The organism is Cupriavidus sp. 05L310 (assembly GCF_056398185.1).
The window spans coordinates 123,140-135,938 of the sequence record NZ_JBFTOX010000008.1 but is presented as its reverse complement, the minus strand read 5'-3'; the positions used below and the strand labels follow the sequence as shown (position 1 = coordinate 135,938).

21 protein-coding genes are annotated in these 12,799 nt (G+C 62.5%); 3 read left to right on the top strand and 18 right to left on the bottom strand.

Annotated elements, in window-relative coordinates; translation table 11 throughout:
- Positions 1-399: 399 nt before the first annotated feature.
- Both AC1DS6_RS07955 and AC1DS6_RS07950 read right to left on the bottom strand, forming a co-directional pair.
- Positions 400-630 (bottom strand): hypothetical protein, encoded by a 231-nt coding sequence (locus AC1DS6_RS07955; protein WP_441632561.1) that lies wholly within the window; start codon positions 628-630, stop codon positions 400-402.
- Between the two features lie 68 nt (positions 631-698).
- Positions 699-1,187, bottom strand: a complete 489-nt coding sequence (locus tag AC1DS6_RS07950) for a pilin (protein WP_477102371.1) — start codon at positions 1,185-1,187, stop codon at positions 699-701.
- Positions 1,188-1,457: 270 nt separating this feature from the next.
- On the opposite strand from AC1DS6_RS07950, the gene AC1DS6_RS07945 reads away from it, so the two are divergent.
- Genes AC1DS6_RS07945 through AC1DS6_RS07935 form a run of 3 tightly spaced genes read left to right on the top strand, consistent with a single transcriptional unit; the run spans position 1,458 to position 2,234 of the window.
- Positions 1,458-1,604: a glycoside hydrolase family protein gene (locus tag AC1DS6_RS07945; protein ID WP_441636911.1), complete on the top strand. Its 147-nt coding sequence runs from the start codon at positions 1,458-1,460 to the stop codon at positions 1,602-1,604.
- Positions 1,598-1,816 carry an SOS response-associated peptidase family protein gene (locus AC1DS6_RS07940; protein WP_441636913.1) on the top strand — a complete coding sequence of 73 codons (219 nt, stop codon included), beginning with the start codon at positions 1,598-1,600 and terminating at the stop codon, positions 1,814-1,816. Before AC1DS6_RS07945 ends, AC1DS6_RS07940 begins: the two co-directional genes overlap by 7 nt.
- 13 nt (positions 1,817-1,829) lie before the next feature.
- Positions 1,830-2,234 (top strand): hypothetical protein, encoded by a 405-nt coding sequence (locus AC1DS6_RS07935; RefSeq protein ID WP_441636914.1) that lies wholly within the window; start codon positions 1,830-1,832, stop codon positions 2,232-2,234.
- Between the two features lie 20 nt (positions 2,235-2,254).
- Here AC1DS6_RS07935 and AC1DS6_RS07930 read toward each other — a convergent pair whose 3' ends face one another.
- From AC1DS6_RS07930 to AC1DS6_RS07855, 16 genes are all read right to left on the bottom strand, one after another.
- Positions 2,255-2,512, bottom strand: coding sequence for a hypothetical protein (locus AC1DS6_RS07930; protein ID WP_441636916.1), 258 nt, complete (start codon positions 2,510-2,512; stop codon positions 2,255-2,257).
- Positions 2,509-2,910: a hypothetical protein gene (locus AC1DS6_RS07925; protein ID WP_441636917.1), complete on the bottom strand. Its 402-nt coding sequence runs from the start codon at positions 2,908-2,910 to the stop codon at positions 2,509-2,511. Before AC1DS6_RS07925 ends, AC1DS6_RS07930 begins: the two co-directional genes overlap by 4 nt.
- Positions 2,910-3,344: a ubiquitination-like system serine protease family protein gene (locus AC1DS6_RS07920; protein WP_441636919.1), complete on the bottom strand. Its 435-nt coding sequence runs from the start codon at positions 3,342-3,344 to the stop codon at positions 2,910-2,912. Before AC1DS6_RS07920 ends, AC1DS6_RS07925 begins: the two co-directional genes overlap by 1 nt.
- Positions 3,305-3,586, bottom strand: a complete 282-nt coding sequence (locus AC1DS6_RS07915; protein ID WP_441636920.1) for a phage holin family protein — start codon at positions 3,584-3,586, stop codon at positions 3,305-3,307. The genes AC1DS6_RS07920 and AC1DS6_RS07915 overlap by 40 nt, the downstream gene beginning before the upstream one ends.
- Before the next feature lie 13 nt (positions 3,587-3,599).
- Positions 3,600-4,181, bottom strand: a complete 582-nt coding sequence (locus AC1DS6_RS07910) for a glycoside hydrolase family 19 protein (RefSeq protein WP_441636922.1) — start codon at positions 4,179-4,181, stop codon at positions 3,600-3,602.
- A gap of 234 nt (positions 4,182-4,415) precedes the next feature.
- Complete coding sequence (locus tag AC1DS6_RS07905; RefSeq protein WP_441636924.1) at positions 4,416-4,733, bottom strand: DUF551 domain-containing protein; 318 nt, start codon at positions 4,731-4,733, stop codon at positions 4,416-4,418.
- 11 nt (positions 4,734-4,744) lie between these two features.
- Entirely contained in the window at positions 4,745-5,068 is a 324-nt protein-coding gene (locus AC1DS6_RS07900; protein WP_477102370.1) for a hypothetical protein, read from the bottom strand.
- Positions 5,069-5,075: 7 nt separating this feature from the next.
- Complete coding sequence (locus tag AC1DS6_RS07895; RefSeq protein ID WP_441636928.1) at positions 5,076-6,284, bottom strand: phage head spike fiber domain-containing protein; 1,209 nt, start codon at positions 6,282-6,284, stop codon at positions 5,076-5,078.
- Positions 6,285-6,286: 2 nt separating this feature from the next.
- The gene (locus tag AC1DS6_RS07890; protein WP_441636930.1) at positions 6,287-6,496 is read right to left on the bottom strand and encodes a hypothetical protein; all 210 of its coding nucleotides are present in this window, start codon (positions 6,494-6,496) and stop codon (positions 6,287-6,289) included.
- Positions 6,493-6,759 (bottom strand): spike base protein, RCAP_Rcc01079 family, encoded by a 267-nt coding sequence (locus AC1DS6_RS07885; protein WP_441636932.1) that lies wholly within the window; start codon positions 6,757-6,759, stop codon positions 6,493-6,495. Before AC1DS6_RS07885 ends, AC1DS6_RS07890 begins: the two co-directional genes overlap by 4 nt.
- A 60-nt stretch (positions 6,760-6,819) precedes the next feature.
- Positions 6,820-7,422 (bottom strand): phage tail assembly chaperone, encoded by a 603-nt coding sequence (locus tag AC1DS6_RS07880; RefSeq protein WP_441636934.1) that lies wholly within the window; start codon positions 7,420-7,422, stop codon positions 6,820-6,822.
- Positions 7,423-7,430: 8 nt separating this feature from the next.
- Positions 7,431-8,069: a phage tail protein gene (locus tag AC1DS6_RS07875; RefSeq protein WP_441636936.1), complete on the bottom strand. Its 639-nt coding sequence runs from the start codon at positions 8,067-8,069 to the stop codon at positions 7,431-7,433.
- A gap of 15 nt (positions 8,070-8,084) precedes the next feature.
- Positions 8,085-11,279 carry a phage tail protein gene (locus tag AC1DS6_RS07870; RefSeq protein ID WP_477102369.1) on the bottom strand — a complete coding sequence of 1,065 codons (3,195 nt, stop codon included), beginning with the start codon at positions 11,277-11,279 and terminating at the stop codon, positions 8,085-8,087.
- A gap of 9 nt (positions 11,280-11,288) precedes the next feature.
- Positions 11,289-11,690, bottom strand: a complete 402-nt coding sequence (locus AC1DS6_RS07865) for a DUF6950 family protein (protein ID WP_441636940.1) — start codon at positions 11,688-11,690, stop codon at positions 11,289-11,291.
- Positions 11,690-12,241 (bottom strand): hypothetical protein, encoded by a 552-nt coding sequence (locus tag AC1DS6_RS07860; protein ID WP_441636942.1) that lies wholly within the window; start codon positions 12,239-12,241, stop codon positions 11,690-11,692. The genes AC1DS6_RS07865 and AC1DS6_RS07860 overlap by 1 nt, the downstream gene beginning before the upstream one ends.
- Complete coding sequence (locus AC1DS6_RS07855) at positions 12,242-12,739, bottom strand: hypothetical protein (protein WP_441629925.1); 498 nt, start codon at positions 12,737-12,739, stop codon at positions 12,242-12,244. It lies immediately after the preceding gene.
- Positions 12,740-12,799: the final 60 nt, after the last annotated feature.

The following is a 12,799-nucleotide window of genomic DNA, read 5'->3' as shown; positions in this document are numbered from 1 at the left end:
GAGTTCACGCGGCCAGACAAGCTTGTCCCTTTAGGAGCACAGGAACCCCGGGGAGACTTCGCCCTATTTACCAGCGAGTGCCGCCACTTGGTTCGCTAAAAAGCAAAAGCGCCACCGATTAGGGCAGCGCTAAGTGCTTAACGATCTAAGCGGCGATCAGAGTTGAACTGGCGAACACGGCTTTGCAGGCCGCCCGTCGTTTTATAAATCAATGATTTACCGCAATGCGCCCCGTAGCGCGCCCCGCGTGAGCTGGCTGTGTGCGCCACGCCACAATCGACCTTTTGTGTCTTGCTCGCTTTCCCTTGTTTTAAGATACTTCAGTGCCAATTCGTCGGCAGGCGCGCCGCGGAACACGACCCCCAATGGTTCATGAAGCAATAGCGGGCCTTTTTACATTCAGCCCTTGTCCGCTGGCGCCTCTGCCGCGAAGAGCAAGCGAGCAACCTGCTCCACAAGGCCGAGGGGCGCACCGTAGATCGTGGCCAGGGTACGCATCCGTTGCACTTCTTGCTCAATCTCGTCCGGCGTGCGCGCAGCCGCCAGCGTTGCAGCGAGCCTCATGCGCTCGCCAAGGAAATCCACCAGTTCTGCATCGAGCGACGCGATCATCTCAGTCGTAGTGGGCAAGGACAACATACTTCTCCGGAAATGAAAAAAGCGCCCGAAGGCGCTCACAAGCCAATACTCAGGTGTGATTAGCGGTTGGTAGCCGGCATAATATTCGTAGGAATGCTGTCAGTACCGATCTTACTGAACGAAACTTGGGTTCCGGTTGCGTCCGGAGCCCAATCTGCCTCGTAGATATAGCTGCCTACCTCAGATTTTCCGGTGAATTTAACATTCACCTTACCCGGAACTGCGGGAGGGCCGGCAGTGGCTGCCGTGCCAGTCAGAGCAACAGCGCCGGTCGCGTACTTGGGCGTCGGCAGAGAATTAATATTCAGCTCCGCAGCAGTATCACACAACGATCCATCACCAGCATTGACCTGAAGGCATTGGGAAACTGCAGTCTTGAGAGCGGCCAGATCGGCAATGTTGTTCTGCCATTTAGACTTCGTCACGTAGTCCTGATACTGCGGAATCGCGATCGCCGCCAAGATACCAATGATCGCGACCACGATCATCAGTTCGATCAGCGTGAAGCCCTTTTGTACCCGCTTGATTCCCATCCGTGCTTTTTTCATAAGATTGACCCCCAATTATTTGTAGGCAGCAATTTGCTGCGCAAACCTTATACGCAACCCTCGTGCCAGGCCAAATCTGGTCGAAAACCGCATCATTATGACAAAGTGTGTCAGTTGTAACTCGATGTATCAGGCGCATCGTGACAAATCTTGTCAGTGCCCATGACGAATCCTGGCATGCGCATTAAGGCGCATTCACATCAGATTTTACCAGCTTCGATTTCCTCCCCCACCCCACAACGCTAGGCCGGGTACCTCGGCGCCGGCAGCATGCGCACGCTGCGCAAGCGGGTCAACGTGGGGCGGTGGGACGATGCGCCTGTGGAGTTCAGAAAGTGCGTCAGGGGCGGCGGGCGCGTGCTGCGTGGTTTGGTCCTGTGCAGGGAAGCCGAGGTTGCCCTGATCTCACCATGCTGACCATGAATTCGGACAAGCACCCGCTGATGAACCGCTTCCACGCTCCGGGCAAGGAAAAGCGCATGATCGTGATCGTGCCCACGGCGGAATGGGACGACTGGCTGACCTGCCGGGATCAGGAGCGGGCGCGCAGCTTCATGCGACCATATCCCGCAGAGTTGATGGATGGCGCGCCAGCTCCGAGGGCATCACGTACCACGACGGAAAAATAGGACCATAGCCCATATGACGCTCTCTTTTGCGCTACAAATTCTGTCCGCATGCATCGGCATACTTGGTTCTATATTTTTCGCCGTGGGCGTTGTCAAGCAGAGCCCAGCCAACATGGCAGAACTATCTGGCACCTACTGGGGTTGGAACCCCCATATGACCAAGGCTCTAGCTGCACAAAAGGCAGACTACGTATTTGGGGGCTGCCTTATCGTGGTTGCTTTTTCGGTGCAATACACTTCGCTCATTCCATGGACTGCGTCGGTCCCTCTGCCCGTAGCACAATCAACCGGGCTTGGGCTTGCATTTGCCCTAACCGTTGCCACTTTCTTTGCCCTTCGTTGGTTGAGTGCCCGCGTCGCAGGTAGGTATGAGCAGGACATTCGCACCATACTCGCCACCCGTGAAAAACCAGAGTAGCGCGCAGGTCTGCGACTACGTCACTGGCAGGCAGCCACCGCCGCCTCCAGCCTCACCTCATAGGCCGCCCGCTGCCGCACCTCCACCAGTGCCGCCCGCCCCTTCGTGAACACGTCGGCATCCGGGTCCACCTGATCGAGTGCCCAGGCCGGCCGTGCGACCTGCGGAACCTTGCACGGCACCGCCACCGGCACCTCCACCGTCTTCGTCTGCGTGATCACCTGCGGCGCGCCAGCGCAGCCGGCCAGCAGCGTGCCCAGCACCAGAATGCTCTTCATCGCCCGGCCCTCCGTTCCTTGATCGCCTCGGTCAGCAGCTCGTCGAGCGAGCCGCACAGGTCGGCCGGCTTGCCCGGCGGCCGGCGCGCCAGTTCGGTGCCCTTACCCTCCGCCGCGGCGGCGCGGCTCTCGGCCTGGGCCAGCGCCGCGGCTGCCTGGCTCGCACGCTCGGCCGCCGCAGCCTTCAGCGCCGCGACGGCGCCGTTAGCCTTATCCACGTCGGCGGCGCACCGCTCGTTGGCGTCCAGCACGCGGCCCGCGCGTTCCGCGGCCGCCTGCAGCGCCTGGCTGGCGGCCTCTGCCCGCGGCTCGAAATACAGCAGGTAGGCCAGCACCACCGCCACCACGGCACCAAGCAGGGCAGCCACGCCACAGGAGCGCCATGGAATCGCCAGCATCAGCATCCCCACCCCTCCGGAAACTTGGCCAGTGGCACGGCCTGGCCCGCCAGCGCGTGCGTGCAGTCGCCCAGGAAGACGATCTCGCCGGGCTGCGCTCCGTTGCAGCCAACGAACGAATGGCAGACGATCGCGCGACTGTCGAACCGGTGCCCGTCGAGCGGCGGACACCCTGCGGCCATCCATTGCTCGTACTCGGCCTCGCCTGCCTCGGTGAAATCCGTGCCGGTCACGAGCACGCTGGGCGTGAAGATCGGCCGCTCGACATCACCGTTCCAACCCCAGCGCGGGCCGGGCCCAGCGCCGTGCTGAATCGTGTGGGACATGCCGCAGCCCGGGCACCAGAAGGCCAGGCAGCCGGCTGCGGGCCGCCGCAGGACTTTCGATAGCGCGCTCACTTCCCTGCCCCCCGGCGCAGCCTGCGCTTGAGCCATACCTCGATGTACTGCGAGCCGACAATGCCCAAGCCACTGCCGATGCCATAGAGCGCCAGCGGCGGCAGTTCCGGAAACTGAATCAGGCCCACGCCGGCAATCATCGACGTGGCCGCGCCCAGCACCGCACGGCCGATGATCAGCCGGAATGTCAGGTGTTCATCGCTCACGAGCAGCTTCCCCAGGGCGATCATCGCGCCCAAAACGACCAGCATTGCCAGGCTCTTTTCGTGCTCTTGCATTTAACCCTCCCCGTTATCCCTTGGTGAATTGCTTTGCGCGCGCCCAGCGCTCTTGGCGGTCGGCAAGCCCGTTGATGCCACCATTGATCCGTCGGGTCAGGGTTTCGAACGCCCCTGCATCCGCCAGCGCGTTCAGTCCCCTCGAATGCCAGAACCAGCACGCCGAGCGCGCGGCCAGCGCATCGCCCTCGAGCATGGCTGGTGTGGCCTGCAGGTCGAAGCCGAGCGCAGCGCCGCACGTGCGGTAGTTCGCGCGCCCGGTGATCTGGATAAGGCCCCGGCCCATGAAACGCTTGCCGTCGCCCGGTTGGCTGTTGCCCAGCTCGAACGGCTTCTGGTTGCGGCTGGCCCGATCCGCCGGCGGCCACGGCGCCGACAGGTCGCGCTCGTAGCGCATCTGCGCCGGCGTCGGGCCCCAGAGCTCGCGCGTGAGCGAGAAGCCCAGTGACTCGTGGCCGGTCTGCGCGATCCACGCGGCCACACGCGCCGGCGACAGGATCCCGAACTCGAAGAGCGCCGGCTCGATGTGTGGCCACCAGCGCGCGGCGAGCGCCGGCGACAGGCCCGCGGCGGCCTGGAAAGCTTGTTGGTCCATGCGGACTCCAGAAAAGGAAAAGCCCGCACGCGGCGGGCATTGACTGCATTTAGGGACACTTAGTCACGCAACTCTTACAAATTAAATGTTGTATATCAAATACTATTTTGATCTAATTCGTGCCGCGCGGCGCCTGCTGCGCTCCTTTTGTGCATTGACTTCTGTGCAAGACCGGCAACGATTTCCCGTCTCAGCCGGTCTTTTTTTGCAGACTCACTGTGCTACCTCCTATGGCTACGCCAACGCCTTTTTGATGCTTTCGGCGGCGTCCTCAGTCGGCACCGCAAGCGGCATCCAGTGGGTTGCATCGCATACGTCCCAGACATAATCGCGACGATACAGAAAGAAGAAGCGAGCCTGGCCGTCTCGCTTATCGGTCTTGTACCTGACCGGCATCACCTCCACCTGCCCCCAACCGCCATAGTCGCTATACGTGTCATGGACCGGCCCCACGGCGAGCACGGCCTGCCCCTCTTCCGGCAGGCGCTCCGATACAGGGATCCACAGTTGCAGTAGCAGGCGCTGAGCGTGTGACAAGTCTTGATCGTCCATAGCTCTCTCCTTCATGCCCACACACGATACGGTGTGCCTGGCTCCGGTGCGACGACGATGCTCCCCAGCGCCGCCGCCTCGCCGGCGGTCAGCTCGCGCTCCAGCCGCAGGTTCACATGCCACCCAGGCACAGCCGTCGGCGGCATGATCACGTTGCCGTCGGCATCCCACTCGCCGCCCTCGTAGATCGTGCCGATGGTCGAGAGGTTGACGCCCTCGGCGGGCACGCGCTGCATCTCGCCGTCCTCGGTGTATTCGACCGTCAGGCCGGCGGCCAGCAGCGCAGCGCGCGTGGTGTCGCGGTCGGGGCCGCGAAGGTAGTAGTCGTGGAACATGGTCACCTCAAGCGGAAAGAGTTTGGAGTTCGGCGGCGGCTGCGCGACGAGGCAAGTACCGTACCCCTTGAATCCAGGTGTTCGGGGGATTGACGCCGCCCGCCGTGCACCCAATGCCCAGCTTGGTGACTGTTGGAACAACTGGCAGTGCAGCCGTGACCGCTGCCGCACCGTTCACGCTCATGGTGAGGCCAGCGGTGCTATATGCCAGAGCGATCTTTGCTACCGCGCCTACGGCCGATCCCCTCCATGTATCGGATGCCGTCGCACCAACCACACCACCAACAGAGGACGTGGTAAGCACACCATTTCCCGAACTCGCTCCAAGATAGAAGCGGTTGTTGAGCGTGCCATCCCCAATCTCAAGCAGCGATCTCGTCGAACTTGGAGTGGGAGGAACCAGCAGCTGAAGGACGACGGTGCCCTCGCTCGGGTTGAAGCCAATCTTGCTCAGGTCGGTGACGACCGCGCTGTCGGCAGCACGAGTGACTTGCGCCGTCGTCGTCACGATCGGAGATGACGGTAGACTTCCCGCCTCCATCTGGAAGTGATGCACGATTACAGACTTCCCTGTTCCAGAGGCAGAGCCGTCGGTAATCGTGTACGGGTACGCATTCAGCGTCTCCCCTCCGGCATTGGTGGTGGCAGTCCAAAGCAGGTAGAGAGCCCCACCGTTTGGGCCCGCGTTCGACATTTTGGTGACGCCGTACGTGACCGTTCCAGTCCCGCTGGCGAGTGTCGCTACACCAGTCGTGAGATCCAGGTTGACCCCACCCCAAATGCCAGGGGTTCCAGACGTCTTGTAGAACACCAGCCTCGTGACAGCGCCAGCCACCGAGGCTAGGTCAGCCTCAACAATCGACCATTGGCACATTGCGCCGGTAGCGGTGAACTGAGTGCCGCCCGTCGTCGGCGAATTAGGACCGCCCACGCCCTTCATAACGAAGCGAATTGCCTGCTGCCCCGACACCAGGGAAGCGGCATTCGTGATCGTGTAGTAGGTGGGCGCGCTAGCGGTGCCATACATACTCGGCCACAACAGGTTTGTCTGCGCCCCCTCAACCAGCAGCCCCCGAGCGGCCAGCGTTAGCGGGTCATAGTCAAGACGCGGGGCATTGGCCGAAAACGGGACCACCAAGCCGCCCGAACTGTAACCCCATGCCCCCGACGCGCGGGCAACGGTGACAATGTCACCAAGATTCTTGCTCACCAGCATAGTTATGCTTTCCCTTTGAAGACGCCGACGATTCCGTACGGCCACGTCGGGTCATCGATCCATGCGCGGTACACGTTGACCACGAAGTCGAACTGCATCGTCGGCTCATTGACCGAAATGAAGTCGAGCTGCAGCGTTCCCTTTGACAGGTCGTCAGCGTCATATTTGCCGCGCCGATTGCCTGTGAGTGCGAGGCCGAGCCCGAGTCTCATAGCCCCACCAGGTCGAGTGCGGTGGTGCCGCTCGCATTGACGCGCCGTGCCCGGATCGGCAGGACCTCACCGGCCGCGCAATTCTTGAAAGTGACCGAAGTCCCGTCCGGGCGCACTGCGACGACGTCGCCACCGGTGCCGACGCGGATGCTGTTGGCGATCTCGGCAAAGTCGACTGTGTCGCTTGGGGTGATCGCGAAATAGGTTTCGGACGGCCCGGTAATGGCCTTGGCGCTGCTCGCAAACTTGTCGTTCGGCGGCATGGAGATCTCCAGAAACAATGAAGCCGCCCGGAGGCGGCTCTATGCGATGTTGGTGCGGCTTTACGCCGGCTTGACCGGCCAGTCGATGGTGCGCGGGAATCCTGCCTGGCTCGTGACCGCGCGCAGGGCCTTGCGGTACTGGCTCATAGCCTTCAGCAGAACCTCGTCAGCCGGATCCAGCTCGCCCAGCACGAAGCCGTCCATCAGGGGCGCGATCAGCCGGTCTGCCTCGGCCAGCAACGCGTCACGTCTCGCACGCACAGAAGCAGCGAGCTGCTCGGTCTCCAGCGCCACGTCCAACGTCCATTCCTCGTCGGCCCACTTGTGCGCGGGCGACGGGCGCGGCTCGTCGGTCAGGAATGCCGGCAGGTCGCCCAGGCCGGAGTACTCGGCCCCGAGCACGAACGGCGAGCCGTCGGCCGTGCGGAATAGCGGCTCGTCCCGGTAGTCGGGCGCAAGTGTCCAGGCACCGTCCGGCCAGTTCTGCGGTGGCCGCAGGTCCGCGCCCAGGTACAGCGCGACGCGGCGCGCGCCGGCGGCCGGCGGTGCATGCGGCGTGGCATAACCCGGCACGATCGGATCCTCCGGCTTGAGCGGGTTTTCGTCGGCCAGGCCGGCGCCAAGGAACTCGCCAGTGATCGGGTGATAGTTGTGGATGTTCATATCGGTCCTCAGTATTTGATCACGGCCAGCAGCGCGACGTTGCGAGGTCGCGTTTCTCCGCCGGTAATCGTGGCGCCGTCCGTGTTCGTGTTCACGATGGTGATATTCGAGCCGCCGCCACCAAGCCCATACACGTTGTATTGGATCGTGTGGTAGTGAGCGCGCTCGCCCTGCGCCTGTGCGCTACCGAAGACCCGGCTAGCGTCGACGCCACGGCTGTCGTCCCAGCCGCGCGGGAACTCGCCGCGCAGCTCGGGAAGGTTGAACGTCGTCGAGCCATCACCCGCGCCGAAGGTGGTGCCGATCTCCGCGTACAAGTCTGCATAGGTCGTACGCGATACTGCCGCGCCATTGCACTTCAGGTAGCCCGATGGCGCTGCACTCTTGCCGTGGTAAAAGACGGCGCCTGGCAGGATGTGGCCGAAATTCGGCACACCCAACAGCCCGATAGTGACCCATGCGGTATTGGCAGCGTTCCGCATTCGGAGCAGGCCCGCCCCCGCGTCAGCCCAGAACTGATACGCATAGGTCGTGGTCGGCGCAACGGAGCCGCCCTGGTTTTCTGCAATCGCCTTCAGTGCGGCGTTCAGGTCCGCGCGAAAAAGCGCCCCCGTCTGGTTGTCGAGAACCAGGTCGTGTTGAGACATGCTTACCTCTCGGAGTTAGTAGGCTTTGGCATCCCAGTCGAACCGCCTGGAGACTGGCGTGCCCGCGCTGGTGAAGAAGTTGACGGTGAAGCCCGCTTCGGACTTGCTGGTGATGTTGAAGTAGTCACCCTGCACACCGTTCTGTGCCGTTATGCCAATGGACGGCACGATCCGGAACGGCTTGCTGAACACGATCGCCTGCGGCCCTGCCGCTGAAATGACGTCATGGCCATGTTCGATGCGATCTGGCATATCGACCCCAACCGTCAGGCTTGTGACAGCCACGTTGTGCGTCGACGACTGGCTTTCCAGAATCACCTTCCACTGGAACGCCCGGGCCTCGTAGTCTCCCATCGAGAAGCGCTGCCACTCGGACCAGATCGGCGACGCGCCAGGGTCATCCGACGTGGTCCGCACATACAGCGACACTGCGGTATCGTTGATGCGATCCCCGTCTACTGACCCCCACGTGTCGATCAGATTCAGCCGCGAGTCGATCTGGTCATCTGTATCGAAGGACACCGAATCGATGGTGGCCGTCAGCCTGGATTTCTCGACGACGCCGAGATCCAGCGATCCCGCGAACGCATAGGTGCCGCTGTTCGCGATACCCCCCAGCGAGTCGATCAGCCCCCACCCACCATTTCCGACTACGTCATCGATCAGGCCGAGCCCATCAATCGCGGGTTGCGTGTCCCACTGCCCGCCGGCATCGATCAGCCCCTGATCGTCAATGAGCCCGAGCCCGACCAACTTGATGCCGTTTGCCGCCGGGTCGAATACCACCCCGCTCTTCGCCCCAGAGAACGCCGGGTGCTCCATGATCGTGGCCACCACGTTCAGGTCAAGCAGAGAGGGCGCGGTGGTGATAACAGCAGCGGCTGTCGGCGACTCATGCCCGGTGGAATCGATCCACTTGGCGAGATAGACCCCTTCCAGCAAAGGCAACTGCGCAGAGTTCGCCGCGCCGGAGATGTAGCCGCCAATATCGATCGCACTGCCCCAGCTCGCCTGCACCAGGTCCGTGGTGTGTCGGATCCGCGCTTGCCCCCCGTTGCGCACATCCAGGTTGGGCGCCACGTCCCACGTCAGATTGGCGAAACCGTTCAGCACAGTCAGCGACAGGCCGGTCAGATCCGCCGGCGGTGCCAGCTTGCCTACCACCGTATGCACTGGCGAGTAGGCCCATTCCCTGCTGCGTACGCCGATCGCCGAGACCAGCCGGCCTCGCACCTGGTATGGCATGCCGTCCTCGACCGGCGAAAGGTAAGTACTGGTGGTATCCGCCGTCAGCGGGGCCAGCATCATCCAGTCGGCTTGGTCTGCGCGCTTGTACTGCAACTCGATGCGGCCGGACTGCGCCAGCGACGCTTCCTGCACAGCCGGCCACGACACCAGGATGCGCGACGTCACCACACCGCTCTGGCTGACGATCAACTGTTCCTCGCCCGAATCCATGCGGATCTGACCGAGGTTCTCCACGAGAAACGGGTTCGGCAGGTTGGTATCCGGCGCTGGGTCGACCGTCGTGGCGTTACCCATGTTCCAGTCATAGACTGCCGCGGCTTCCTCGTTCAGCACCAGGTCGATGCCGCCGTCGGCGCTCATCTTCCAGGACATCACCCGGAAGACCTTGTTGGCCCAGCCGAACTTCGCGAGCGTGAGCTTGACGGTGCTGTAGGCCGTGAGCTGGAAGGCTGTCAGCTTGGCCGGGAACTCGACCACGATGCCCTGACGAGATCGCTCCAGGATGATCTTCGCCAGCCGCTGGGCCGCGACGCTGTCGGTGGTGTATGGCAGCTCGATGTCGCGATCGATCACCTCGCCGTCTTGCGCCGAATACAATGAATTGCCCACAGCCGGGAAGTCGCCCGGCTGCCAGTATTTCGACGGGTCCACGAAGGTTCCCTTGACCCGATTGAAGAGGTCCTTGCGCGAGATGCGCGGCTGCACCTTGATCGAGCCGCGCAGGTCCGATTCCGTCAGCGTGACCGTCGGGATGTCGTATGCGCCAGCGAACACACGGAACACCCCGCCGGAAATCACCACCGCGCCAGCGCCCGCCGTCGTCATCTCGGTCAGGTTGTCGCGCGGAGACTTGTCGCTCATCACAATGCCATCGCAGCGGTACCGTAACTGGTACCCGCCGGCGACCGCCACGCTCTCGTTGCTGACACCAACTGCGTTGATCACCGATGCCACATCGATGTCCGCGTCCGTGCAGCCAAAGCCACGCTCATCCCGCAAGTAGTCGTAGACGCATAACGCCCAGTTATTCGACCAGGACACCGTGCCATCCCGCGGGTCCAGCACGCGCTTGCCGCGCACTACGGCCTTAATGTTCGGCAAACCATTGGGGAACATGTCGGCGTCATACTCCAGCCGCACATAGAGGTAGCAGACCCCGAGAAGGCGGTGGTGATAGGTCCAACCGGGCACCTCGTTCACCAGGTCGCTATCGGCATCCTGATTGGTCGCACCGAGATGCTTCTTGATCCGGACATAAGCCCTCGATCGCAGCGCCTCGAAGGTGATCGAGATACCCGTTGCGCCGTCCGGTAGCCCGCGCACGGTCACGACGTCGCTGCCCTGGCTCCACGACACGTCACTGACCGTGTACCGGTTCTCAAACTCCCCATTCGAGACCCCAACCACGACGGACGATATGCTGCGGACTGCCTCCCCGACTGACACCGTCATCGATGTCGCATGAGGATCAACTGGGAAGCCCTTGGTTCTCGATTCCCCCCAAGACTTACTGAACTTGCCGCCTATTGCGTAGCCGAACCCGTCCAGAACGCCAACAGCGTCCTCGCCGAGATACACCTCCTCGATGGCATCGCACTCGTGGTCGGCCAGCGCGATCACCAGGTGCATGAACTGGTTGGCCTTGTCGCTTCCGTTGGTGCTGGCCGCGAACACGAGCGGGCCAGACGTCATCGCCCGCCCGTAGATCATGTTGCGCGGCTGGACGTTGGAGCGGACGATCTGCGTGCGGCCTTGGGCTTCGGCGGCGAACCCGTTCTGGGTGCGCGGCTTGAAGACAGCGCCCATCAAGGAACCGATGGCGAACGAGACTGCCAAGGAAACGACTGCGTACGCGACACCGTATGCGATCGTGGCCGCAACGACAGCTGCGGTGCCGGCTGCTACGCCGCCTGCGGCTGCGAAGGCTGCTGAAGCTAATGCCGCTGCTGGTATTGCTGGCATATCGCTCTCCTATACCTTCCATGCGGCTTTCGCCGCCGTCATGGGGTGAAACTCGATCCCTTCCTGCCCCTGCGCAGCGATAAGGCCACCCAAGCACAGCGCCAATGCCTCGCCGTGCGGGGTGTCGACTAGCACCACATCGCCCCGTCCAGCCAGCGCTACCGGCACCGGCGAGCCCAGTACAAGCGACGCGATTCCAGAGACACCTCCGTTGTCGCGCAGCACACGCCGTGCACCCTTCTCGCTCGAATAGAGACCGCGCCAGCGCGCCCCCGGGTCGGCGCCCGTCATGGCTTCGATAGCGTCGCAGACAAACAGCGAGCAATCTGAATCTCCCCATGAAAAAACCCGCTCGTGGCGGGCTTCGATGAACTCGGCAAGGCGAGTCGGCCAATCTTCCAAACGCTGCATCAGCGCCCCCACTGTAAATTTCGCTCGACCATCTGCGGCACGAACTCGAAACCCCGGTCGCCCTGGTATCGGCTCTGCTGGTCCTCGTTGTTGTAGCGACGCACCTTTGCGCGATCCCAGGTAACCATGCGGGATTCTGCGGATACAGTGATCGTCGCCGTGTCACCGACCTCCGTTGCCATGGTGTCCATACGCCCGGAGAAGAGGCGGATTGGCTGAACCGCGAGTTGCAGATCCTCGCGCAGTGGCGCAAACCAAATCTGGCATGGGCGCCCCTGGTACTGCTCTGCAAGAGAGATGGCAACCAGATCGGACGGCACGCCAGAGAGGGTCAGGCGTACTCCTGTCGCTTCCAGGCTCGCCTGCTCCTGAATCGGCTCGATGTTGCCCAGCGTCCCAATCCCAAGCCACGTCGCCCCGTTCCAATCAATGCTGTACCCGGCGCTGCATACGCGCAGTGGTTGGGAAAAGTCGAGCTGCACAAAAAATAGGTAAGGGACATGCCCGGCAGTAACCGCCGCTACAGTGCCCCCGTCAAGATTGCGCGCCATCTAGAACATCTCCACAGCACTGATGACAACCACCTCCGAAATCCGGCCGGGCATCACCGACACCGAGTACTCGTCGCTTGACAGCATCATGGTCGTCTTTGGCTTGTCAAGCGTGATAGCAGACCCATCCGCCGGAGCATTGCGGAAGGCTGGAGCCACCGGCACCGAGGCAAGACCAGCAGCGTCGCTGGTAACGTCGGTTGTCACCATCTTCAACTCCCCACCTGCGGACAGAAATTCCCCCGCGCGCAGCACTAGTGTGTTTGCCGGCCAGAACTTCGTCGGCAGGAGCTTGAAGTTCGACAAGGCGCCATTCACCACCGGCAGGCCGTCGACCTGATACGACTGAGCCAAAAAGTCCAAAACCAGTGATGCATCCCTCGGCATAGCCAGGATGGCTGCTGCAGGGCGCTGATGCGGCCACAATGTGAAGCGCCCGGCCATACCTCCCAGAGCGGCTAGAAACCCTTCCAGGCGTCCACGGTTCACTTCGTTCATTGGTGGGAATTCCAGCGTGACCCTCCACCTGGCGCCAGGGCGCTCCACAGTCTGCACTGC

Bases quoted from the DNA above. Each gene is read 5' to 3' on its own strand.
- AC1DS6_RS07950 (WP_477102371.1), bottom strand. From the start codon at position 1,187: ATGAAAAAAGCACGGATGGGAATCAAGCGGGTACAAAAGGGCTTCACG.
- AC1DS6_RS07875 (WP_441636936.1), bottom strand. From the start codon at position 8,069: ATGTCTCAACACGACCTGGTTCTCGACAACCAGACGGGGGCGCTTTTT.
- AC1DS6_RS07860 (WP_441636942.1), bottom strand. From the start codon at position 12,241: ATGGCGCGCAATCTTGACGGGGGCACTGTAGCGGCGGTTACTGCCGGG.
- AC1DS6_RS07915 (WP_441636920.1), bottom strand. From the start codon at position 3,586: ATGCAAGAGCACGAAAAGAGCCTGGCAATGCTGGTCGTTTTGGGCGCG.
- AC1DS6_RS07890 (WP_441636930.1), bottom strand. From the start codon at position 6,496: ATGAGACTCGGGCTCGGCCTCGCACTCACAGGCAATCGGCGCGGCAAA.
- AC1DS6_RS07855 (WP_441629925.1), bottom strand. From the start codon at position 12,739: ATGAACGAAGTGAACCGTGGACGCCTGGAAGGGTTTCTAGCCGCTCTG.
- AC1DS6_RS07870 (WP_477102369.1), bottom strand. From the start codon at position 11,279: ATGCCAGCAATACCAGCAGCGGCATTAGCTTCAGCAGCCTTCGCAGCC.
- AC1DS6_RS07880 (WP_441636934.1), bottom strand. From the start codon at position 7,422: ATGAACATCCACAACTATCACCCGATCACTGGCGAGTTCCTTGGCGCC.
- AC1DS6_RS07900 (WP_477102370.1), bottom strand. From the start codon at position 5,068: ATGTTCCACGACTACTACCTTCGCGGCCCCGACCGCGACACCACGCGC.
- AC1DS6_RS07905 (WP_441636924.1), bottom strand. From the start codon at position 4,733: ATGGACGATCAAGACTTGTCACACGCTCAGCGCCTGCTACTGCAACTG.
- AC1DS6_RS07945 (WP_441636911.1), top strand. From the start codon at position 1,458: ATGCGCACGCTGCGCAAGCGGGTCAACGTGGGGCGGTGGGACGATGCG.
- AC1DS6_RS07935 (WP_441636914.1), top strand. From the start codon at position 1,830: ATGACGCTCTCTTTTGCGCTACAAATTCTGTCCGCATGCATCGGCATA.
- AC1DS6_RS07930 (WP_441636916.1), bottom strand. From the start codon at position 2,512: ATGAAGAGCATTCTGGTGCTGGGCACGCTGCTGGCCGGCTGCGCTGGC.
- AC1DS6_RS07925 (WP_441636917.1), bottom strand. From the start codon at position 2,910: ATGCTGGCGATTCCATGGCGCTCCTGTGGCGTGGCTGCCCTGCTTGGT.
- AC1DS6_RS07865 (WP_441636940.1), bottom strand. From the start codon at position 11,690: ATGCAGCGTTTGGAAGATTGGCCGACTCGCCTTGCCGAGTTCATCGAA.
- AC1DS6_RS07895 (WP_441636928.1), bottom strand. From the start codon at position 6,284: ATGCTGGTGAGCAAGAATCTTGGTGACATTGTCACCGTTGCCCGCGCG.
- AC1DS6_RS07940 (WP_441636913.1), top strand. From the start codon at position 1,598: ATGCTGACCATGAATTCGGACAAGCACCCGCTGATGAACCGCTTCCAC.
- AC1DS6_RS07920 (WP_441636919.1), bottom strand. From the start codon at position 3,344: ATGGCTCAAGCGCAGGCTGCGCCGGGGGGCAGGGAAGTGAGCGCGCTA.
- AC1DS6_RS07885 (WP_441636932.1), bottom strand. From the start codon at position 6,759: ATGCCGCCGAACGACAAGTTTGCGAGCAGCGCCAAGGCCATTACCGGG.
- AC1DS6_RS07910 (WP_441636922.1), bottom strand. From the start codon at position 4,181: ATGGACCAACAAGCTTTCCAGGCCGCCGCGGGCCTGTCGCCGGCGCTC.